Genomic DNA, 21212 nt, shown 5'->3' on the forward strand with positions numbered 1-21212 from the left:
ATGTCAGATACCACCCGGAGTGGGATGGATACCTTGAATTATAAACCTATGAAATTAGGTCACAATCAGGTCATTAATCATTGGATGATCAGCGGCATATATACAAAGCCTGTTGCCTTTGTTCCAACAACGATGGAGGGAGATATTAATGATTGGCTTATCGATGGTTTTGCCATTCATGAGAATCCATGCAGAAAGGAATTTGTAGAACATCGGAGAACGCAGCCTGTGAACCGATTTTTTGATCAATGGAGCGAGTTCCCTAGCCCGGGAGACGACTTCGTTGGAGAAGAGAACGGAATGCCTTGGGCACTGTATTCTCCTTGGAATAATCCACGGGTGGAGCAATCAGGATTTTGGTTTGTACCGACACATCTGCGCAGTTACGCGGCGACAAGACTCATTTCTCCGACTGCTCATACCGCCTCTTTGCGGATTAAGACCTATGGCAGTCTGACGTTGTGGGTGAATGGGGAAATGGTAACGGATTTTGCGCCACTCATGCGTAACAAGGAGCAGGAAATCGTTATTAAAGCTGAACTTGTAGCTGGAATCAATGAGATCTATGCCTGCTGGGAGGATCTGGCTGAGCGGGATACGATGTATGCTTTTGCGGTGGAATACCTGGGAGACGAGGAATTGGTGATTTCCCTGCCTATTGCTCCTCATTTGGCGGAGTCTGTAAAATCCGCAGAGGAAGCCCTCGAACAGGCTTATTTTCCTTCGGATCTCTTCAGAGGTGAGCAGATTAAGCTCAAGCTTCCGCTTCCCTTACCGGACATCGTTAGAGCGGTTGATATTCAGTATGGCAATTTTTTTGACGGTACCGAAAATAAGACGATACACATCGCCGAAAAGGAAACGGACCTGGTCCTGGCACATACGAATCAACTCGGTCATCATTACGTATATTTCACGCTGGCTATTTCAGTTTCAAATGTTGTACTAACCAAGAAGTTTGGCTGCCAATCCTATGATACGAGCTATGATGAGACTGCTCAGCAAGCTGCGGATATTGAAGCCCGCAAATCCTTGGCTCTGCGATGTATTGCCGAGAAGGGCAGTCCCAATATTCATAAGGCCATTGCCATGCTCAAAACAGGAGGCAATCTGCAAGAAGCGGAGAACATTTTGCTTGAGGGTGTGGAAGGGATTGAGCAACGGAAGGATTGCAGTGACTTCTATCTGGTGGGACTGTTCCGTCTATGGAGAGATGAGAGAAATAGCGGTCTGTTCAGTGAATCGTTCTGGGATCGGGTAAAAGCAAGCATTCTGGGCTATCGATATTGGATCGATGAACCTGGCGATGATGTGATGTGGTTCTTCAGTGAGAACCATGCCTTGTTGTTCCATACCAATGAACTGTTAGCCGGACAGCTGTTTGGGGATGAAACGTTCAGCAACAGTGGTGAATCCGGTGAAGTACATCGTCAAAAAGCAGAGCAGCGGCTTGCACTATGGTTTGAGCGCTTTTTGGATGAAGGATTGGCAGAATGGAATTCAAGTGCATACATTCCGATTGATGCGGTTGGGTTGTTGCATATCTATGAATTTGCCCATAATGAACAGCTCAGGCAGCAAGCCAAAAAGGCAATGGACTTGTTATTCTATTATATTACCGTTCAGATGCATCAAGGAGTCTTGTCCACAACGTTTGGGCGCAGCTATGAGAAGGAATTGCTGGGTAGTTATGCAGCGGGAACCACTTCAATGTGCTGGATCGCTTATGGCGTTGGCAATGTAAACAATTATTCAATAAGCAATGTTGCCTTGAGTTTATCCGATTACATTCCTCCAGCAGCATATCAGGAGCATCTGTTGCTCGGGGACAATCAGCAGTTGGTGTTCGCTAATGAGCAGGGCAAGGGAGGTTACGCCAAGCTCTATCATTGTCGGACCAAGGAATACTCCTTATCCTCAATCATTCGCTTTCGTCCAGGCAAGCTAGGTTATCAGGAGCATGTCCAGCATTTATCTCTGTCACCTGAGGCGCTGATCTGGGTGAATCATCCGGCAGAAATATACAAGCATGGGGATGGTCGACCTTGCTTCTGGGCTGGGAATGGAATATTGCCCGATGTTGTTCAACATGAAGGGATCGCTTTGATGATGTTTGATATTCCTGCGGATCACAACTCGGACTGGACACATGCTTATTTTCCTACGCACTCCTTCACGGAATGGGTAAGGCATGAGAACTGGCATTTTGCCCGTTTGGATAAGGGTTATGCAGCTATATATGCGGCTAACGGGACGAGTATGGAGAGCAACGGGGTGACAAGAGAGCGTGAACTTATTTCCCCTGGCTTGCGTAACGCCTGGATTATAAGAGCAGGAAGCGAACAGCAATTCGGGTCATTTGACGCTTTTATCAACCAAGTTCGTTCTGCGAGCCCGCAATTCGATAATCAAGCATTAACTCTCACTCTAACAGACCCGGTATATGGTCCAATTCAATGGGGAATGAACAAGCCTTTTCTTATTAAAGAAGAGGAAATTATACACGAAGGTTATGGAGTGAAGGGACAACTGAAGTTACTGGACATGGAGCGCTGAATCGTGTGTAAGAAACCAAGGGAGTGATAACCAACATGCTGAATCAAATGGTGCTGCAGGAGAGAATAAGCAAGGTATCCCAAGCGATGGAGTCTATGAAAAACACAAGCATCAATGAACAGTTTCCCATCGGACTAATCGACATACATCTATGGGAATGGCCGCAAGGTGTTGGTCTGTATGGCTTGCTTCAGCTCCATGAGGCAACGAAAGATCCTAAAGTGCTGGAATTTCTGGAATCATGGTACAATGCAAGGCTGATGGAAGGGTTACCGGAAAAAAATGTGAACACCTGTGCTCCGCTCCTTACTTTGATCTCATTATGCGAGCTGACCGGAAACAAGGAGTACGAACAGGTCTGTGAGGAGTGGAGCAGTTGGATCATGGATGGACTGCTGCGAACCGGAGATGGTGCGTTTCAGCATATGATCACGGGAGACGCCAATGATGGTCAAATTCTGATTGATACCCTGTTTATGACGGTGCTATTTTTGGCCAAGGCAGGGGTATACTTCAAGAAACCCGACATGGTGGAAGAAGCCAAACGACAGTTCCTTGTGCATATCAAATATCTATACAACAAGAAAACCGGATTGTTCTATCATGGCTGGGATTTCAACGAAAATCATAATTATGGTGCTGTTCATTGGGGAAGAGGCAATGCATGGTATACGGCGGGAGTTATGGATTTCCTGAATATCATTCCGATCGAAGACGGGCTAAAAGCCTATCTATTGGATACAGCAACCGCTCAAGTCAGAGCACTGAGCAAGCTTCAGGGTGAGGATGGCATGTGGCACACTGTGCTGGATGATCCAACCTCTTACAAAGAAACCTCGGCAACGGCAGCGATTGGATACGGCATTCTTAAGGGAATCCGGTATGGATACCTGGATGAATCCTATCGCCAGAATGGCTTGAGTGCGCTTGAAGCGGTGTTGAAACATATTGATGATAACGGAGTTGTACAGCAGGTGTCCTATGGTACACCTGTGGGGCAGGATGCTCAGTTTTATAAAGATATAGCGATCAGTCCGATGGGATATGGTCAAGCACTTACGTTGTTTATCCTGATTGAAGGCTTGCGGGTTCCAACCGCCGACTAGAATAAGGTGGACTTTGTGTGGAGGATAGGGGATACAGTTTCCTCTATCCTCCTTTTTGTTTTAGTAAGCTCGAATCTCGATTAATTCGGCATATCTGCTGCCATTTGTGGCATCAATTATGATTCTCAGAGCCTGAGCTGATACAGGGACATCCAGGGAATGAATAAATTTTCTTTTGTGATTTTCTTGCACACTTGCGACTTGTGTCCATTCGCCAGCCGGAGTCAGTACCTCCACGTGATAATCACGCACCAGCTCAGGCATCACACGGAATGTTGTGTGATGGTGATGTAAATTAACCAGATCCTCGTTCACATCATCATTAAACGTCAAGTGCAACTCAGCTAAGGTTTGTGGCTCTTCCCATGTCAGTTGCACCCATTCAGGATTGCCAGACTGCATCGGCTGCGACATCCACTGTTGCGGCCCACCGTAAGGGCGATGATAACCGTTAATCGTGTTGTCCGCTGAATATGCCGAAGTCTCAGAGAGGGTACGACAGCAGAATGGCTGACGCGCCAACCCCTGCATGGACCATAATACGACAGGCTGATCCGTGGCATGATCCTCCAGATTTTTGGACACGTGGTTTTCTTCAGTTTTGAAGAAGATCAGCACCCCGCTGTGTGCTTCTGTCGAATGATAGAGTGAGACGGCTTTATTGGAGCGGATGATTATAAAAGCATTCTGTGGTTCTTCCGGTCGCCATTCGAGCGGCAGCTTCACCCACTGCGCAGTTCCTGTTGTAACGTTAACAGTCGCCGTAACTTGTAACGAATGCGGGACGTAGTTCTCCTTACGCCCCGTATCCCACAGCTCTACCGTCAGCGCGGTATCGCTGGATGCATCCAGCAGCAGCTCCAGGCCGCTGAGCACTGGATGCACAGGCAGCAGCAGGGCAACATCCGTACCCAGCGGGTACGTCTCGCCAGGCTGCTCAAGGACGATGCCCGTCAGCGTGCTGGAGGCTGTAGCCTTGGCACGCCGGGCCAGATCCAGCTCATCGTGGCTGCGCACCCCGATGATGGATGCGTCCTGCCGCAGCAACGTCTGCTGCAGGACCGCCAGATGCCTCGCGTGCAGCTCGCGCGGCGATACCCCCATGGCCGCGCAGAGCGCCGCGCCCGTACCCGCGGCTTCGCCGATGACCGCGCATGTTGCCATGACGCGCGTTGTGCCGAAGGCGACATGTGATGCACTGATGTCGCGCCCGGCCATGAGCATATTCCGCACATTCGCGGAATACAGCGAGCGGAACGGCACGTGATATACGCCATCGGCATGCATATGCTTCGAGCCACTCGCTTCGGCGTACATGCCCTGCGGAGGATGCAGGTCAATGGACCAGCCGCCAAAGGCAACGGCATCCGGGAACTCCCGCTGGCTAATAATATCGTTCTGGGTGAGCACATAGTCACCCGTGAAGCGGCGGTACTCCCTTTTGCCAGGCAGCGAACCAATCCACTCCAGCGTCATATGATCTGCATCAAACTTGCCGGAGTTCTTGATATAGTCCCAGATCCCGTAGATCACGGACCACAGTTCATCACGGATCAGCTCATTGTCATGAACGGTGTCATGTTCACCGCCCCATTCAATCCACCAATAATGACAACCGGAATCCCCGCTGCGAATGACCCGGCGAATCGGAATGCTGGTCTGTGTAATATCTTTGGCAAAAGAAGGCGGGATATAACGGACAGGCGCACCAGCATCCTTGGTATAAAAGAGGAGTGTACTGCCCAGCGTAATCTGATCAGCCACCTCAGGTGCCCATTCTTCACCATATTCGCTGCGGGCTTCCCGGCCGAGTGCAAACTTGGCTCCAGCCAGAAAGCCAACCAATCCATCACCCGTACAGTCCAGGTAGAAGCTGCTCTCAAAATGAATTCTACGCTCGGAGCCCATCATCCAGCCAGTGACAGAGGTGATCTTTCGTTCATCCCCATCGCCTGAGGCTTGCACTTCATGCACATCCGTATTTAAATACAAGGTGATATTCGATTCGGCTCGGACCGCTTCGAGAATGACTAGATCCCAGAGATACGGGTTGCCTTCCGGGTTGCGGTACTGGTTCTCTACAAACAATTCCCCCATAATACCCGTTTCCCGGGCATAACGGTTAATCCCGTGGGCGGTGGCACCGCACACCCAGACCCGAACCTCGCTGCTGGAATTGCCGCCAAGCACGGGGCGGTTCTGCACCAGCGCCACCTGCTGCCCCATGCGGGCAGCGGCTATCGCGGCGCATACACCAGCAAGTCCTCCGCCGATGACGGTGATGTCGTATTGTACATGCTCTTGTTTCATATCTGTGACCTCCTTAACTGAAGTTAGATCCACCTTGACTCCAACTACATATCTATAATTTCATCTTAGATTTATATATTCACTTTTTAAATGCACTATACTATCATCAAACATATACTTTATTTCACAGAAAGGGTGGTCAAGTCATGGAGCTGCTTAACCACATCTACTGGAAGCAAAAAGGGGAATTTGCTCTTACGGAAGATATCTATACGACTTGGGTGGCTTTTGCTGTCGAAGAGGGAATATTCCATTATGAGATTGGGGGTCAGATCGGAGAAGCGAGTTTTGGCGATCTGGTGCTGTGCCCCCCGGCGGTTCCTTTTCGGCGGACAGTCATTACCCCGCTGACATTTCACTATTTACAGTTTAGCAGTAGCCTGGAGGAGGAGGAGTTTCTGCCACCAGCCGGAAAATCGCTGATTAATGACACGAAGCGGTTAGCCTCGACGTACGCTTATTTACGCCAGGACAGTGAGGAGAATAAGGGGGAAGTTGCCCGTTGGAAGACACATTTTATGATGGATTTGTGGCAGTTGTATCAGGTGGAACGCAGACAGAATCGCTTAAAGGAGCGGAGATTTACCGAAGACGCACGAATGGCTGAAGCGGCAGCGCTGCTGGAGGAGCGGGCGGAAGAGGAGATCAGCCTTCAGGAATTGGCGCAGCGACTGGCCTTGAGTCCGGTGCAGTTGACAAGGCGTTTCCGGGAAGCTTTTCAGGAGACGCCATCAGGCTATCTCAAACGGGTCCGTCTGAAAAAAGCGCAGAACCTCTTGGCTGACAGCAGCCTGACCCTTAACCAAATTGCCGAGCGATGCGGATATGAGAACGGTTTTTATCTGAGTAGAGTGTTCTCCAAAACGTTGGGCATAAGTCCATCTGAGTATCGCAGGAGACACAGGGTGTAAGCCGAAAGAAGTGAACAGAAAGCTTTGAAGACTACTTTAAAGACAACTTTTGAAGCCAGCGGAGCACCAGGTATACACCTTCGTTACGGGTTGTCCAGATTATGGAGGAGCTGGTGTGAATGAGTGCAGCAGCAACGGATACTGCATTTCTAACCGAAATTAGAGGGGAAGTACATTTCAGTTGTAGACCATAGACAATTTATACTATAATTTACCATATGTAGTCCTTATCCGAACGTATGCCCCCCGTATCCGTTTGAATGAGGACTCTGATTTTATAACTAAAACCAAGGAGGTGGATATGGCCTTAGCCTTTGGAATAAGGAATTCATCCTAATATTCGATAAAGGAGAATGGAAGCGATGAGGAAAATGATATTTTTGAAAGCGCTTAAATTTGTTTTGATGATAACTTTGTTAGTTCCTTTGTATTGGGCAGTTCCATCTGTTCATGCGGCAGAAGGGGAGAATACCTTGATTCTGAGTCATGATTTTGAAGATGGCACGGTCCAGAACTGGAGCGGACGCGGTGAAGTAGAAACGCTTCGTGCAAGCGCCGTTGCAGCTCGTACCGGAGATTATGGACTGGAGGTGAGCGGGCGTGCTATGACATGGCATGGGCCAGCGCTGGATGTGACAGAACTTTTGGAGGTGGGACAGACGTATGTTTTCACTGGCTGGGTGAAGCTTCCGGCGGGAGCGTCCAGCACAAACCTCAATATGTCTTTACAACGTACCCTGCCAGATACAACACATTATGAAAATTTAACATTCGGTACCGCATCCGCAGGCGGATGGACTAAGCTTACTGCACAGTTTAAAATGCTGGAACCAGCGAATCAGTTATCGGTTTATTTTGAAGTGCCAGACCGTGCCACAGCTTCTTTTTATGTGGATGATTTCCGATTGGAGAAGCTGCCAGATCTCGGACCCATTGTGATCGAAGAAGACATTCCTTCCCTACAGGATGCTTTTGCGGGCAAGTTTCGAATTGGGACGGCCTTCACGAACAATGAACTGCTGACCGAACCGGACAAGCAACTGCTTACGAAGCATTTTGATAGTCTGACACCAGGTAATGTTCTGAAATGGGACAGTACCGAGCCGCAAGAGGGTATGTATAATTTCAGCGGGGCGGATGCCGCAGTCGCTTTTGCAGCAGCGAACGGACAAGAGATACGCGGGCATACCCTCGTTTGGCATACACAAACTCCGGATTGGGTATTCCGCGATGCCAACGGCAATCTGGTGAGCAAAACGGTGCTGTATGAACGGATGCAGCAGCATATTGAGACGGTAATGGAGCGTTATCAAGGCCGGATCTACGCTTGGGACGTTGTGAATGAAGTCATTGATGCCTCCGAGCCGGATGGCCTGCGGCGCAGTCTGTGGTACCAGATTGCCGGGGAAGAATATATTGAGAAAGCATTTGAATTCGCCCATGCAGCCGACCCGGATGCCAAGTTGTTTATTAATGACTACAATACCCATGAGCCGGCCAAAAGCCAGGCCCTCTACAATCTGATCACTCGCCTTCAAGCCAAGGGTGTGCCTATTGACGGAGTCGGCCATCAAACACACATCAGCCTCTTTTATCCAACCCTTTCGGAAATTGAGAGTTCCATTGTCAAATTTAAGGCGCTGGGCCTCGAAACACATATTACTGAGCTTGATGTAAGTGTATATTCCAATGATTCGCAATCTTATGATATCTTCCCGGAAGAACTGAAGACACAGCAGGCAGCGCTGTACAAGTCCCTGTTCCAGATCTTCCTGAGGCATACGGACACAGTCAAAAATGTTACTTTGTGGGGCAAGGATGATGCCAATACCTGGCTACGAACCTTCCCGGTCGCCCGCAACAACTGGCCGCTGCTTTTCGACGAGCGACTCCAGTCCAAGCCAGCTTATTGGTCCGTATTAGAGACGGTCCAGGTCGAGGCAGTACCAGCCGCTCCGCAGAATCTGACTGCCACTGCGGTTAGCGACAACAGCATCAATCTAAGCTGGAGTGCATCTGCAAGTGCGACCTCCTATACGGTAAACAGGTCGCTGACAGCAGCCGGACCGTATACATCTGTGGCCGCTGTATCGGGAACAAGCTATAAGGATATGGTGGTATCTGCTGGAACCACCTACTACTATGTGGTGAATGCGGTTAACAGCGTTGGGAAGAGTGTGAACTCCGTTCAAGCTTCCGCAAAGGTCCAGGGTGGAGGGCCGCCAGAGCCTGCTGGCAATCTGACTCTAGCCTATCGTGCAGGGGATACAAATCTGCTCGATAACCAAATGAAACCGCAGTTTGTCATTCACAACAACGGTACCTCCGCAGTTAGCCTGAATGAACTGACAATTCGTTACTGGTATACAGTGGACGGGGAGAAACAACAATCCTTTTTCTGTGATTATGCACAGCTTGGAGGCAGTCAGATCAGCGGCAGCATAGTGAAACTGCCTGCACCTGTTCCTGGAGCGGACCATTATCTGGAACTGAAGTTCGGTACCGGAGCAGGCGTGATCCCGGTCGGAGGAACCTCTGGGGAGATACATACCCGGTTGCACAAAGCAGACTGGTCCAATTACAGCGAAGGGGATGATTATTCCTTTAACCCGCTGCAGACCTCTTTTGCCGATTGGACCAAGGTAACTCTTTACCGGAACGGCGAGCTTGTCTGGGGAGTGGAGCCTATATCCTAATTTGCTAAGTCGTTATATCCAGCCTAGCCGGAGATCCCAGATCTCCGGTTTTTTTAATGCAATAGAACAAATCTGTGTATCCCTATCCCGTCCCTGGCAACTGGTATCACATATCCATGCGAATGAGCCCGGCCCCGGCCGAAGCGGGGGAACTGATGGTATAATGATCTCAATAATTGCAGGGGGAGCGCTGAGGGGATGACAAAGCCCGACTGGAAGACCTTTTTGCCGCATAAGCTCAGGTATCGGCTGTTTGGTGCGTTTGTGGTGTTGATTCTGCTGCCATTCAGCGTACTTAATGTCTACAACTATGGACAGATCGAATCTCTGGTTGAGCAAAAAATCAGCGAACAGAGCCACGAGCAACTGGTGCAGATGTATGGTTCTCTGGAGGACCAGATGAGTATTGCATTTAAAACCCTGATTTTTCTGGAACAGGATTCAGCCGTAAGAAACGCCCTGACTTCTCCAGACAATCGTTCTCCGCTTGAGAATAAGTCGTTGGTGGAAGAGAAGTTCAAGATGATCAACAACAGCTTTTTTCTATATAATCCTTCCGTGTACTTCACGCTGTTAGATTTTCATGATAACGTTTACACTTCGTATTTGCCCAAAAAAGCTCTGGCCTATGGCCCTTATCGGGAACAATTTCGCAAGCATCTTGGAGAAATGACCTTCATCAAGGGCAACACTGATTCAAACTCGTTTCCATCAGAAGAGTTGCTCTACCGCTGGGATGCCCGGGATACCAACCATGTCCTGCGGGAGCTATCCTCCAGCCCGTATCTGTTGTCCCTCTATGCGTATATGAAGGACAGTGGCGGCAAAAGGTACGGAATGGCACGGATCAGCATCGATTATTCGTACTGGTTTCAGTCTATGCTGAAGGATTCGCAGAGCAATCAGGAGTATTTCCTGATTACTGGCAATGGGGAAACAATTGCCCGCTCGTCCGAAAAAGCGGTACTTTCCCCAGACGTAACCCGGGAAATTGCACTTCATCCGGCAGAGGCCTATCTGACGGATAATGATTCAGATACGCTGATTAACTACGTATACATCCAGTCACTGGACTGGTACATGGTAAATCGTATTCCACTAGCTGTGTTGTTTACGGAGATATCGGGGCTTAAGCAGCGCTATTTTTTAACGTTTTTTGGCTTCACAGCAGCATTTGTGCTCATGGCCTTTATGATCTCGGCGACGTTCACTCGGCCTTTATCACATCTGCAGAACCAGATGAAGGAGGTTGTACGCAAAAACCTCAAGGTCCGTATCCCTGAAGGCCGCAGCCGCGGAGAAGTGCTGGAACTGACCCGTACGTTCAATACGATGCTGGATGATGCCAATCAGATGATCGCCAGACTCAAGGCGGAAGAACGCCAGAAGGAAGCGGTACATTTTCATATGCTCCTGGCCCAGATGAATCCGCACTTTCTCCTGAATACATTGAATACAATGAAATGGAGTGCGATCCGCAGCGGGAATGAAGAGATCTCCGAGATGTGTGTTTCCTTGGGCAAATTACTGGAGGTCAGCCTGAATTCACAGGTCGAATTGGTATACCTGAAGGACGAGATTGAGTTGGTTCAAGCCTACCTTCATATCCAACGGATTCGTTACCGTGATAGCTTTGAGGTGACTTGTGAATTTGATGATAAACTGGAGTATGCGCTGGTGCCCAAACTGAGCTTACAGCCACTGGTGGAGAATGCCATTCACCATGGTGTCGGGCCACTGGAGCAGCTTGGTCAGATCCGCATCGGAATTTACAGGCAAGACACAGGAAAGCTGATGCTGGAGGTGGCAGACAACGGAATTGGAATGGAGGAATCTCGGCGTCAGCAGATGACCCGCACACGTCCGGGGATTGGTCTGTCTAACCTTAAGGAACGATTGCGATTATTGTTCAAAGGCCAAAGTGAACTTGAAGTGATTGATACCAAACCGGGGACATTAGTGAGGTTCAGCATTCCTTTTTTATTGTCGACGCCTTACTTACAGAAGCGGTCAGACTAGAGGACTGGAGAGGGGAATCTGGCATGTGGAAAGTATTACTTGTAGAGGATGAGGTATTCGTACGAGAGTCGGTGAGAGAGATTATTTCCTGGGAAGAGCTGGGCTTTACGGTCATCGGAGAGTCTGGTAACGGTACCGAAGCGCTGGCGATGATTATACAGGATACACCGGATCTGGTACTGACCGATATTGTCATGCCAGGTATGGATGGTCTGGAATTACTCAAACAGACCCGTCAGGCCGGGTTAAAAACCAAATTTGTCATGCTCACCTGTATGGGGGAGTTCGAATATGTACGCCGGGCAATGGAATACGGGGCTTCCAATTATATTTTGAAACTGTCCATGAGTGTGAATTCACTGCGTGATACACTCCGTAAAGTAAGTGCAGAACTGGGAGCTTCGACTGAAGCCCGGACAGAGACAGATCATCATCAAGTGCCACCTTCCACACCGGTTCTCACATCAACGCCTGATTTGCCCGATTCTCTTACGGTCTCTTCTGCGCCCCCGTCTGATACGGATCCTCCATTTACACCTGTTCGTGAGCCGATTGTGAAACATCCGGAGATTAGCAAAATAATTCAGTATATCGGGCAGCATTACGACCAGGACATTACCGTCAAATCCATGTCACGATATGTGATGATGGGCGAGAATTATGTGAGTGCTCTGTTTAAAAAGAAAACCGGCCATACCCTGATTCATTACTTGCATGGGGTACGGATGGAGAAAGCGGCTGAATACTTGCGCGAGACGGACCTTCCTGTACAGGAGATTGGTTACCGGGTAGGGTTCGGAAGTGATAATTATTTCATTAAAATATTCAAGCGTTGGACCGGTTGCACGCCCAGCCAGTATCGCCATCGTTCGTGACTCACAGGATGAGTAGAAGGAATATGTGTACCGAGTGCTCAAGCAAGCACAAGTAAATCCGTATTTTTGTTCAATCCGAATCATGGATATGTATCTTATGAACCCAGCAAGGTCCCTGCTACGATGTAACGGAAGGTACACTTCAATTCAGGGAGGTCATGTGACCAGATGAGAATCAAAAAAGGATTAACGGGATTAATGGTAGGTGCGCTGATGCTGGGCTTGCTTGCCGGCTGTGTAGGTAAAAATGAGACGAACGGTGGAGATAACGGAGGTGGAGCGGCAGGGGGAAAAGTGAAGCTCACCATGTGGGGCGCGGTGCCGCCCGAGAATGGTCCACAGGAAGTCGTGGATACCTGGAATGCGGAACATCCTGATATTCAGGTGGAATATGTGCGGTTTGTGAATGATGATGATGGCAACCTGAAGCTGGATACGGCGCTGTCCACCGGCCAGAACGTCGACCTGTATGTCAACTATACCCTTACAAATCTGGATAAACGCATCAAGGGCGGTACAGCACTGGATCTGGGCGAGTTCACCGACTACAACATTGATGAGAAAATGGGTGAAGATGCGGCTTCCTGGAAAGTGGACGGCAAATATTACGGGATGCCAACCAAGAAAAACGCTGCCTTCTTTGCTTTAAATATGAAAGCGCTTGATCAGGCCGGACTGAGTGTACCAAAAGCCTGGACTTGGGATGAAGCCCGTGAATATGCACTCAAACTGAAGACAGCTGGCTTCAAGTACGGATTGGTGCAGCATACCGCTTCCTATGTAGATCCGCTCGATTCCGTTCTGGTGAAGAACGGCTATGTTAAGGCAGATGGTTCTTCCAACCTCGATGATCCACTCGTTACCAAATGGCTGGAGACGTTGAACGGAATGATGAAGGAGGATGCAACCACCCCTCCGCTCGGAGAGCAGCTGACTTCCAAAATGCCGGTGGAAAACATGTTCCTTGGCGGTGAGTCTGCCATGATCAACATCGGCGAATGGCTGATCCGCACATCAAACAACATGACCGAGTTCCCTCGGGATTGGAAAATCGCCTTTGCCCCTGTACCAAGACTGGCTGCACAAGAAGCAGATATGGTGAAAAGTGGAGGACTTGGTGACTTTATTGCGATCAATTCCAAGTCAAAAAATAAAGAAGCCGCATGGGAGTTCCTGAAATGGTACGCCGATGGGGGAATGATGCCGATGGCTGCGGGTGGGCGTCTACCTTCCTCGAATGTGGTTGATCAACAGACTGCGATCGATCATCTGCTGGGTGATTATGCAGATTCTTATGACAAAGAGTCTCTTGAATTTGTGTTGTACGGTGACGAGACACCTACGTTTGTCCGCAGCATTGCGCAGGAAGTGGTCGATCTGCGTGCACAGGAGTATGAAAAGTTCTTCCTTGGTAACCAGACTGCCGAAGTAACGGTACAGAACATGGTCAAACGCCATAATGACTGGCTGAAGCAGAATCAATAGATTGCAAAAGCAATGAGTCCAAAGGCCGTCCCAATGGGGCGGTTTTTTCTATATAAACAATAGAACAATTCCATGTTATTTCTCTCCCGAAAGGCACTGCCGAAATACATATATCTGTGATATCAGGTACAGGGTTATGTTCCTTAAATGTTAGAGGACATCTTGTTATGCTTAATTCCAGAACAGATGTTAAGGAGTGGGGGAGCATATGCATAAATCTTGGATGAAACGGCAGAGCAGGCTCGGGTATCTGTTTATTGGGCCCAATATGATTGGCGTGCTGTTGTTTTTTATTATACCGGCTGTTTATTCGTTCTATCTCATGTTCACTGATTACAAATTCATGAGCCCGGAGACGAATTTTGTCGGGCTGGACAATATCCGCCGGATGTTGAATGATGATCTGTTTGGCGTGGCGCTGCGAAATACATTTGTATTTCTGTTAGCGGTTCCGGTATCGATGGGGTTGTCTTTTATCGTGGCCGTGGCGCTGAACAAGTCCGTGTACTGGCAAAAAACGTTGCGTGCCCTCTATTTCATGCCCTATATCACCAGCGGTGTTGCCATCGCCTTTGTCTGGATGCTGCTGTTCCAGCCAACGTCGGGGCCGATTAACGGTTTCTTGCGGGGAATCGGTATTACGAATCCACCGGGCTGGTTATCAACAACCGAGTGGTCCATGTATGCAATTGATATCATCTGGATCTGGTTCATGCTGGGTTACAACATGATTATTTATCTGGCCGCTTTGCAGGAAATTCCGGAGGAATTGATTGAGGCTGCACGGATTGATGGAGCCCGTCCCTGGCAGACGATACGCCAAGTGATCTGGCCGCTTGTGAGTCCCACGACCTTTTTACTGCTAATTACCGGGCTGATTATGACCATCAAAAACTTTGGCATTATCCAGGCAATTACTCAAGGTGGACCGGGGAACAGTACAACCGTGCTGTCACTTTTTATCTACCAGAATGCCTTCCGATATTACGAGATGGGATACGCTGCCGCCATAAGCTGGGCACTCTTTGCCATCATCATGATATTCACTGTTTTGCAGTGGCTCGGTCAGAAACGTTGGGTTCACTATTAAGGAGGGGAGGGATCGTTATGGAGAAACAAATTGCCGCGAATGCGAAGCCCACAGCTCCACATTCACCTAAAGTTAAAGTCCGCATGGAGTCCTTGAGCCAGATTCGAAAAATCATACTGACAATTCTGATGTCCGGGTTTGCCCTGCTGATGATTATGCCGTTCATCTGGATGATCAGCACGTCGTTCAAATCTCCTGCGGACGTATTCACCTATCCCATCCAGTGGATACCCTCCAGCCTGAACTGGGAGCATCATATTAAGGTCTGGAGCGGAGCGGATACTTTTGCGACATATTATCTGAACTCGTTGAAAATATCGCTAATTAGCACGATCGGAGCTGTATTTCTCTCGGCTTTTGCAGCCTATGGCTTCGCACGGATTCAATTCAAAGGCCGGGAGACACTGTTCCTGATCTATCTCTCGATGATGATGGTGCCTCCGCAGGTGCTCTTTGTACCGAAGTTTCTGATGTTTGAGTGGGTCGGCATATATAATACGCATTGGGCATTGATCCTGCCCGGAATGTTCACAATCTTTGGCGTGTTTATGCTGCGACAATTTTTCCTGTCCGTGCCATCAGAGATATCGGAAGCGGCGTTCATCGACGGTGCCGGTCACCTGCGCATATTCTTCAGGCTGATTCTGCCCTTGGCGAAGCCTGCGCTGGCTACGCTGGCGATCATCGATTTCTCCTGGCACTGGAATGACTATGAAAATGCGCTTGTGTTCCTGATCGACAAAGACTTGTACACCGTTCCGCTCGGACTGCAGAACTTTATTCTGGAGAACAATGTGGATTACAACGGCATGATGGCCGCTGCCACGGCAGGCATTATTCCGATGATCATCGTTTTCCTGGTAGGTCAGCATTATATTATCCAGGGCGTGGCCGGAAGTGCTGTGAAGGGCTGAAGCTGCTGTCACTGTGATCCCATATAATAACCCTTTTGCTGAACGAAGAGATTTTCGCGGCAGAAGGGTTTTCTGTTGAAAGGGAGAATTAATCCATGATCTGAGTTTATCCATTGGAGGCGATTCTTTATCGGGATTCATGGGACATATTTAAATGAAGGAAGAGGATGTTGTTGAAGATGAGTATAATCATATTTATTGTTTTTATATTGGTTGGTGTTTCTTCGTTCTTTCTAACCTTTTTTCCTAGTTGGATCTTTTTAAATTTGATTGGAGCAGCCATGGCAGTATTTACACTTGGTATGGGGTTGTTTCATGGCATGAAGCAGATAAAAAACATCGTAAAACGAATATCTTTCAAGTGTTGCTGCATCATTTTTGGTATCGGCTTGATATTACTTTTTGCTCCTAAGATAGTGTCGGGTATCCAGGATATAGGTCCTTATCTCTCCCGAGATTACGAAACAGTAACAGGTAAACCGAACTACATAGGATCCATGGGCAAGAAATGGAGGGAACAAACCATCGAAATAAATCAAATGGAATTGATTAACACTCGGGATATTGCCTGGGAAAATCGAGATAAAACGCTGGAAATAAAGTATCTGCCCAGAACCAAATATGTTATGAGTATTAGAGCAGTTGAGTAATCGATATATTTTCAAATATCTCTGAGTCTAATCTGAACGATCAATATCTTCTCCAATACAATAGTTCAAACTTCGTATATAATTAACAATGACATATGATGCTGTATGACTACATAACTATCGCGAGGTGCACTAGACTTATGCCAACCATCTACGACTTTACCGTAACCAGAACCAGTGGAGAGCGTTTCCCACTCTATCAATATGAAGGAAAACCTGTGCTCATCGTAAACACGGCAAGTAAATGTAAATATACGCACCAGTTCGATGACATGCAGAAGCTGTATGACCAGTACAAGGATCAAGGGCTTCAGATTATTGGTTTCCCGTGTAACCAGTTTGCAGAGCAAGAGCCTGGAAGCAGTTCGGAAGCGGAATCGTTTTGTCAGATTAACTATGGTGTGAAATTTCCGATGTTCTCCAAACTGGATGTGAATGGAGAAGCGGCGCACCCGCTTTACGACTTTTTGAAAAGATCAGGGCCTTTTGCCGGCTTTGATGAAACAGATATACAGGCCAAATTATTGAAATTAATGGTGGCTGAGAAGGCACCGGAATGGTTACACGGCGATGCAATCAAGTGGAATTTCACTAAATTCCTGATTGATGCAGAGGGTCGTGTGGTCAGACGCTTCGAACCTGTCGACTCCATCGAAGAGATTCAAGAAAGTATTAAACAGCTTCTATAATTTCACTTTCATATATCCTACAGGGGCATGATACAAATCGTTTCCCTCTTCCGAACAGGAGGTGCATGAATGTGCCGAGTATGATGCAATTTAGTGCTTCACTGGAGTATAGTTACCGATCCACCAGCACGTTTAACCCAGGCAAGTCAGATGGATTCCATTCACATCCACATTATGAGATTTATTATTTTCATGATGGAGAATGTACCTATATCATAGGAGACCGGGTATATAACCTGGAGCCGGGTGATCTGGTGTTAATGCATGGCTTGACCCTTCATCGACCACATCCGAAGCCAGGCAGTGCTTATGAGCGAAGCACACTGCATTTTGATCCGTCTGCAATCCGCAGCAGCCTGCATCCGGACCGTATGGCTGAGGTCCTGAGACCATTTGAAGAACTCAGAAACTGTCGGGTCAATCTGAAGGGAGATAACCGCTCTGAATTCGAAGCTCTATTGCATGATCTTCATCGTCTGTCTCAAAGTCAGAGCAATTTCAGGCAAGAGCGAATGAATGTCAGACTGTGTGATCTGTTGTATTTTGTAGCAGAGATCTGCCAGGGTGATGTCCAGGAACAACTTCCTTCATCGGAGAGGGAGCGGCATGTCCAACACATCATTCGTTATGTGGATACCCATTATATGAAGGACATTGGTCTGGATGATCTGGCACTGGAATTACATCTGTCCAAGCCATATCTGGCAGGCATGTTTAAGGAAATGACAGGTTTGACGATATTCAAATACCTGTATGACCGCCGTATCAATCAGGCGAAGCTTTTGTTTCAGTTTCAGCCTGAGATCACCGTGACAGAAGCAAGTCGATTGTCCGGTTTCAAACGCCTTTCGCATTTTAGTCGCATGTTCAAACAAAGTGTGGGATGTTCGCCTGATCTGTACCGTACCCAATTGCATCGCCAATCATAGAAGTTGTCTTTGAGCTGACCAGCTTGTCTGGTTGGCTTTTTTTGTTGATTTTCGTTTGAGGAATGCATACCACTGTGTTTAGAGGACACGCAGAACAGGTAAAGAAAGGTAATGAACCCAGAGGAGGCGAATATGAATGAAACAGCGCACACCGGATCAGAATAACAACGATACCCATCAGGAACAATCCCATGACAATCCTGAACAATATAAGACAGAGCACGAAAGTCTGCTTGACCGACATGAAGAAGAACAGACTGTAGATCCAATTCCGATGGAAGATCTGAATATGGAAGCTCAGGAAGAGAAGAATAAAGATCAGACAAAAAGTAACTCGTCTACGGAAGAGAAATACCGGGCGGATTATCGCAAAAAGACGGGCGAAGGATAATTCCAATTGCTGTATTGGGCAAACTTGTTGAATTATTTTCGGTGAATGTATATTTAGTGAAAATAAATTAGTTTGTTGACTAATGTAGGTTACTATATTATAGTTACTATGTTGGCAATTGAAAAAAATTTTGGAGGCGAATAAGAATGACAACTTTTTTTGATGCATTGAAAAACAGAAGATCTTATTATGGAATCAGCAAAGAATCTACAATTTCGGATGCTAAAATCCAGGAAATCGTAGAAGAAGCGGTGAAATATACACCAACTTCCTTTAACTCACAAACATCCCGTGCCGTTGTCTTGCTCGGTGAACAACATGATAAATTGTGGAATCACACAGAAGAAATTTTGCGTGAAGTGGTAGGTAATGAAGAAGCCTTCAAATCCACAGCAGAAAAAATGACTGGATTCCGCAGCGGATATGGTACGGTTCTCTTCTTCGAAGATAACAATGCGATCGCACAGCTGCAACAAAATTTTGCAGCTTATGCAGATAACTTCCCAATCTGGGCTAACCAATCCAACGGTATGTTGCAACTGGTAATCTGGACTGCTCTGGAACAAGAAGGTCTGGGTGCATCTTTGCAGCACTACAACCCGTTGATTGACGAGAAAGTGAAGCAAGAATGGAGCATTCCTGAGAACTGGAGATTGATCGCTCAAATGCCATTTGGTAAACCAACGTCAGCACCGGGTGAGAAAGAATTCCAACCCATTGAAGAGCGCGTAAAAGTACACAAGTAAGCTTCGCATTTCCCAACATTTAACCACATACGGCCTCGCTTCAATTTGATACGATGATAGTTGATCGTAATCCAATGAAGCGAGGCTTTTTGATGTGAATAATAGATTAAAAGACATAACGAACCAACGGATATGGAAAATGGTTTTATGCGGGTTATTAACACTTGGATCGGTGGCTGGATACAGCTCTACCGTTCAGGCTGCAACAGTCCAGCAACAGTTTCAGGATACGCGTACCAGTTATGCCAAGGATGCCATTACACATCTGGTGGACAAAGGCATTGCTGCCGGTACGTCAGAGACTACGTTTGAACCGAAGAAAGCCGTTACTCGTGCAGAATTTGCGACGTTTGCAGTGAGATTGCTAGGTTTGAAGCCCGTAAAAAATAATATAAATCCCTATCAGGATATAAGCATGAATGCTTGGTATTACGGCAATGTTGCCGCCATGACGAATCTTTTTATTTTGGAGGGTAAGGGTCAGGGAACGTTCCAACCTAATGCTTCCATTACGCGTGAAGAAGCGGCTGCCCTTCTTGTTCGAATGTTAAAACAACAACCCGTAGAGACATCACTCTTATCTTCGACGTATTTTGACGCAGCGGATATCTCGGATTGGGCACGTCCTTATGTTCAGACGGTATATCAACTTGGACTAATGCGGGGAAGCGGAGGCGTGTTCCGACCACATGGCGAGGTAACGCGAGAAGAAGCAGCCGTAATGCTCGATGCCATTTTACAAAAGAAAACATGGTCTGAGCAGTTACAACGTGGGGATGAACTTGGCGTTCAGCTGGGCTGGCAATATAACTCCACTACAGCTGAATTCAAGAAGCAAGTGGAACAATCTGAGGTCAATACGCTCGTCCCACGCTGGTTTTTCCTGAACAGCAGTATGAAAGTAACAGATCACGCGGACCCTGCATTGATCTCCTGGGCATCCGCCACCGACAGGCAGCTATGGCCATTGCTTGGTAATCGTTCGGATTCGGCAATTACACATCAGATGTTATCCAGTTCGGCCAACCGAGCGGCAGTGATCTCACAGGTAGCTGCTTATGTCAAAACCTATAAACTGGACGGCATTAATGTGGACTTCGAGAATGTTGATCCAGCGGATCGTGAAGGGCTAACGACATTTGTGACCTCTTTGACGGCTACGTTGCACGCACTTGGTGCTGTGGTGTCCGTGGACGTTTCTCCAGACCTGGGTACTGATTGGACGGATGCATTTGATTATGCCAAACTGGGCGCTGTATCGGATTATATGGTGCTGATGGGATACGAGGAACACTGGTACGGTGATCCGAAAGCAGGATCAGTGGCGTCTCTTTCATGGGTGGAAAAGGCTTTGGATACCATGCTCTCCGAGGTGGTACGTGCCAAAACAATTTTGGCCCTTCCATTGTATACACGAGACTGGTCTTCCCTGAATCCAGCAACCAGTTCTTGGGACATTACACTTTCAGACCAGGGAATGCGTGCGCATGCTACGGGATCTGTAAGACGATGGGATGCAAGTCTGGTTCAATATATTATCGGGTACAACAATAACGGTAAGCCAAGATATATATGGGCAGAGGACAGTCGTTCTTTATCAGCCAAAGTGTTAATGAGTGAGCAACGGCAAATCGCTGGACTGGCTTACTGGTATATGGGCGGCGAAACAGCGGATGTATGGAACGCCATCTCAAATGCTTCGCGATTTGAATCTTATAACTTCTAAGGCAATCATAAATCTTATAGACCCAAACTCACCGTGATTCCAGCGGATGGTTTGGGTCTGTTTATTTTGGTATAAGATAAGCAATAAGAGGACGCGTTAAGTTTGACTGAACGGTTTAA

Annotated in this window: 16 protein-coding genes; 15 read left to right on the forward strand and 1 reads right to left on the reverse strand. The window is 47.7% G+C overall.

Annotated features, from left to right (window positions below; translation table 11 throughout):
- Window positions 1-2556 carry a hypothetical protein gene (locus J2Z28_RS04695; protein WP_211081398.1) on the forward strand — a complete coding sequence of 852 codons (2556 nt, stop codon included), beginning with the start codon at window positions 1-3 and terminating at the stop codon, window positions 2554-2556.
- 35 nt (window positions 2557-2591) lie between these two features.
- On the forward strand, window positions 2592-3662 hold the full coding sequence (bglB, locus tag J2Z28_RS04700; protein ID WP_211081399.1) for a beta-galactosidase BglB: 1071 nt from the start codon (window positions 2592-2594) through the stop codon (window positions 3660-3662).
- Between the two features lie 60 nt (window positions 3663-3722).
- Here bglB and J2Z28_RS04705 read toward each other — a convergent pair whose 3' ends face one another.
- On the reverse strand, window positions 3723-5972 hold the full coding sequence (locus tag J2Z28_RS04705) for an FAD-dependent oxidoreductase (RefSeq protein ID WP_211081400.1): 2250 nt from the start codon (window positions 5970-5972) through the stop codon (window positions 3723-3725).
- A gap of 146 nt (window positions 5973-6118) precedes the next feature.
- Here J2Z28_RS04705 and J2Z28_RS04710 point away from each other — a divergent pair, with 146 nt between their 5' ends.
- From J2Z28_RS04710 to J2Z28_RS04770, 13 genes are all read left to right on the forward strand, one after another.
- Window positions 6119-6883 (forward strand): helix-turn-helix domain-containing protein, encoded by a 765-nt coding sequence (locus tag J2Z28_RS04710; protein ID WP_036670526.1) that lies wholly within the window; start codon window positions 6119-6121, stop codon window positions 6881-6883.
- 362 nt (window positions 6884-7245) lie between these two features.
- Window positions 7246-9579: an endo-1,4-beta-xylanase gene (locus J2Z28_RS04715; RefSeq protein WP_211081401.1), complete on the forward strand. Its 2334-nt coding sequence runs from the start codon at window positions 7246-7248 to the stop codon at window positions 9577-9579.
- Window positions 9580-9777: 198 nt separating this feature from the next.
- Window positions 9778-11598 (forward strand): cache domain-containing sensor histidine kinase, encoded by a 1821-nt coding sequence (locus J2Z28_RS04720; RefSeq protein WP_211081402.1) that lies wholly within the window; start codon window positions 9778-9780, stop codon window positions 11596-11598.
- A gap of 23 nt (window positions 11599-11621) precedes the next feature.
- Window positions 11622-12473 carry a response regulator transcription factor gene (locus J2Z28_RS04725; protein ID WP_211081403.1) on the forward strand — a complete coding sequence of 284 codons (852 nt, stop codon included), beginning with the start codon at window positions 11622-11624 and terminating at the stop codon, window positions 12471-12473.
- Window positions 12474-12641: 168 nt separating this feature from the next.
- Window positions 12642-13958, forward strand: coding sequence for an ABC transporter substrate-binding protein (locus tag J2Z28_RS04730; protein WP_211081404.1), 1317 nt, complete (start codon window positions 12642-12644; stop codon window positions 13956-13958).
- 208 nt (window positions 13959-14166) lie between these two features.
- The gene (locus tag J2Z28_RS04735; protein WP_211081405.1) at window positions 14167-15048 is read left to right on the forward strand and encodes a carbohydrate ABC transporter permease; all 882 of its coding nucleotides are present in this window, start codon (window positions 14167-14169) and stop codon (window positions 15046-15048) included.
- 17 nt (window positions 15049-15065) lie between these two features.
- Window positions 15066-15962 (forward strand): carbohydrate ABC transporter permease, encoded by an 897-nt coding sequence (locus tag J2Z28_RS04740; RefSeq protein ID WP_235200745.1) that lies wholly within the window; start codon window positions 15066-15068, stop codon window positions 15960-15962.
- A gap of 179 nt (window positions 15963-16141) precedes the next feature.
- Window positions 16142-16612: a hypothetical protein gene (locus tag J2Z28_RS04745; protein ID WP_211081406.1), complete on the forward strand. Its 471-nt coding sequence runs from the start codon at window positions 16142-16144 to the stop codon at window positions 16610-16612.
- A 140-nt stretch (window positions 16613-16752) separates the two neighbouring features.
- Window positions 16753-17301, forward strand: a complete 549-nt coding sequence (locus tag J2Z28_RS04750) for a glutathione peroxidase (RefSeq protein WP_211081407.1) — start codon at window positions 16753-16755, stop codon at window positions 17299-17301.
- A gap of 65 nt (window positions 17302-17366) precedes the next feature.
- Window positions 17367-18230, forward strand: coding sequence for an AraC family transcriptional regulator (locus tag J2Z28_RS04755; RefSeq protein ID WP_036609035.1), 864 nt, complete (start codon window positions 17367-17369; stop codon window positions 18228-18230).
- Between the two features lie 136 nt (window positions 18231-18366).
- Window positions 18367-18621 carry a hypothetical protein gene (locus J2Z28_RS04760; protein WP_211081408.1) on the forward strand — a complete coding sequence of 85 codons (255 nt, stop codon included), beginning with the start codon at window positions 18367-18369 and terminating at the stop codon, window positions 18619-18621.
- Between the two features lie 146 nt (window positions 18622-18767).
- Entirely contained in the window at window positions 18768-19367 is a 600-nt protein-coding gene (locus J2Z28_RS04765) for a nitroreductase family protein (RefSeq protein WP_211081409.1), read from the forward strand.
- Window positions 19368-19461: 94 nt separating this feature from the next.
- On the forward strand, window positions 19462-21093 hold the full coding sequence (locus tag J2Z28_RS04770; protein WP_342357473.1) for an S-layer homology domain-containing protein: 1632 nt from the start codon (window positions 19462-19464) through the stop codon (window positions 21091-21093).
- Window positions 21094-21212 lie beyond the last annotated feature (119 nt).

This window comes from Paenibacillus xylanexedens, assembly GCF_017874615.1.
Classification (GTDB): domain Bacteria; phylum Bacillota; class Bacilli; order Paenibacillales; family Paenibacillaceae; genus Paenibacillus; species Paenibacillus xylanexedens.

Excerpts from the sequence above, each read along its gene's own strand:
- J2Z28_RS04735 (WP_211081405.1), top strand. The coding sequence starts at position 14,167 with ATGCATAAATCTTGGATGAAACGGCAGAGCAGGCTCGGGTATCTGTTT.
- J2Z28_RS04725 (WP_211081403.1), top strand. The coding sequence starts at position 11,622 with ATGTGGAAAGTATTACTTGTAGAGGATGAGGTATTCGTACGAGAGTCG.
- J2Z28_RS04740 (WP_235200745.1), top strand. The coding sequence starts at position 15,066 with ATGGAGAAACAAATTGCCGCGAATGCGAAGCCCACAGCTCCACATTCA.
- J2Z28_RS04695 (WP_211081398.1), top strand. The coding sequence starts at position 1 with ATGTCAGATACCACCCGGAGTGGGATGGATACCTTGAATTATAAACCT.
- J2Z28_RS04730 (WP_211081404.1), top strand. The coding sequence starts at position 12,642 with ATGAGAATCAAAAAAGGATTAACGGGATTAATGGTAGGTGCGCTGATG.
- J2Z28_RS04745 (WP_211081406.1), top strand. The coding sequence starts at position 16,142 with ATGAGTATAATCATATTTATTGTTTTTATATTGGTTGGTGTTTCTTCG.
- J2Z28_RS04765 (WP_211081409.1), top strand. The coding sequence starts at position 18,768 with ATGACAACTTTTTTTGATGCATTGAAAAACAGAAGATCTTATTATGGA.
- J2Z28_RS04760 (WP_211081408.1), top strand. The coding sequence starts at position 18,367 with ATGAAACAGCGCACACCGGATCAGAATAACAACGATACCCATCAGGAA.
- J2Z28_RS04750 (WP_211081407.1), top strand. The coding sequence starts at position 16,753 with ATGCCAACCATCTACGACTTTACCGTAACCAGAACCAGTGGAGAGCGT.
- J2Z28_RS04715 (WP_211081401.1), top strand. The coding sequence starts at position 7,246 with ATGAGGAAAATGATATTTTTGAAAGCGCTTAAATTTGTTTTGATGATA.
- J2Z28_RS04710 (WP_036670526.1), top strand. The coding sequence starts at position 6,119 with ATGGAGCTGCTTAACCACATCTACTGGAAGCAAAAAGGGGAATTTGCT.
- J2Z28_RS04755 (WP_036609035.1), top strand. The coding sequence starts at position 17,367 with ATGAATGTGCCGAGTATGATGCAATTTAGTGCTTCACTGGAGTATAGT.
- J2Z28_RS04705 (WP_211081400.1), bottom strand. The coding sequence starts at position 5,972 with ATGAAACAAGAGCATGTACAATACGACATCACCGTCATCGGCGGAGGA.
- J2Z28_RS04720 (WP_211081402.1), top strand. The coding sequence starts at position 9,778 with ATGACAAAGCCCGACTGGAAGACCTTTTTGCCGCATAAGCTCAGGTAT.
- bglB (WP_211081399.1), top strand. The coding sequence starts at position 2,592 with ATGCTGAATCAAATGGTGCTGCAGGAGAGAATAAGCAAGGTATCCCAA.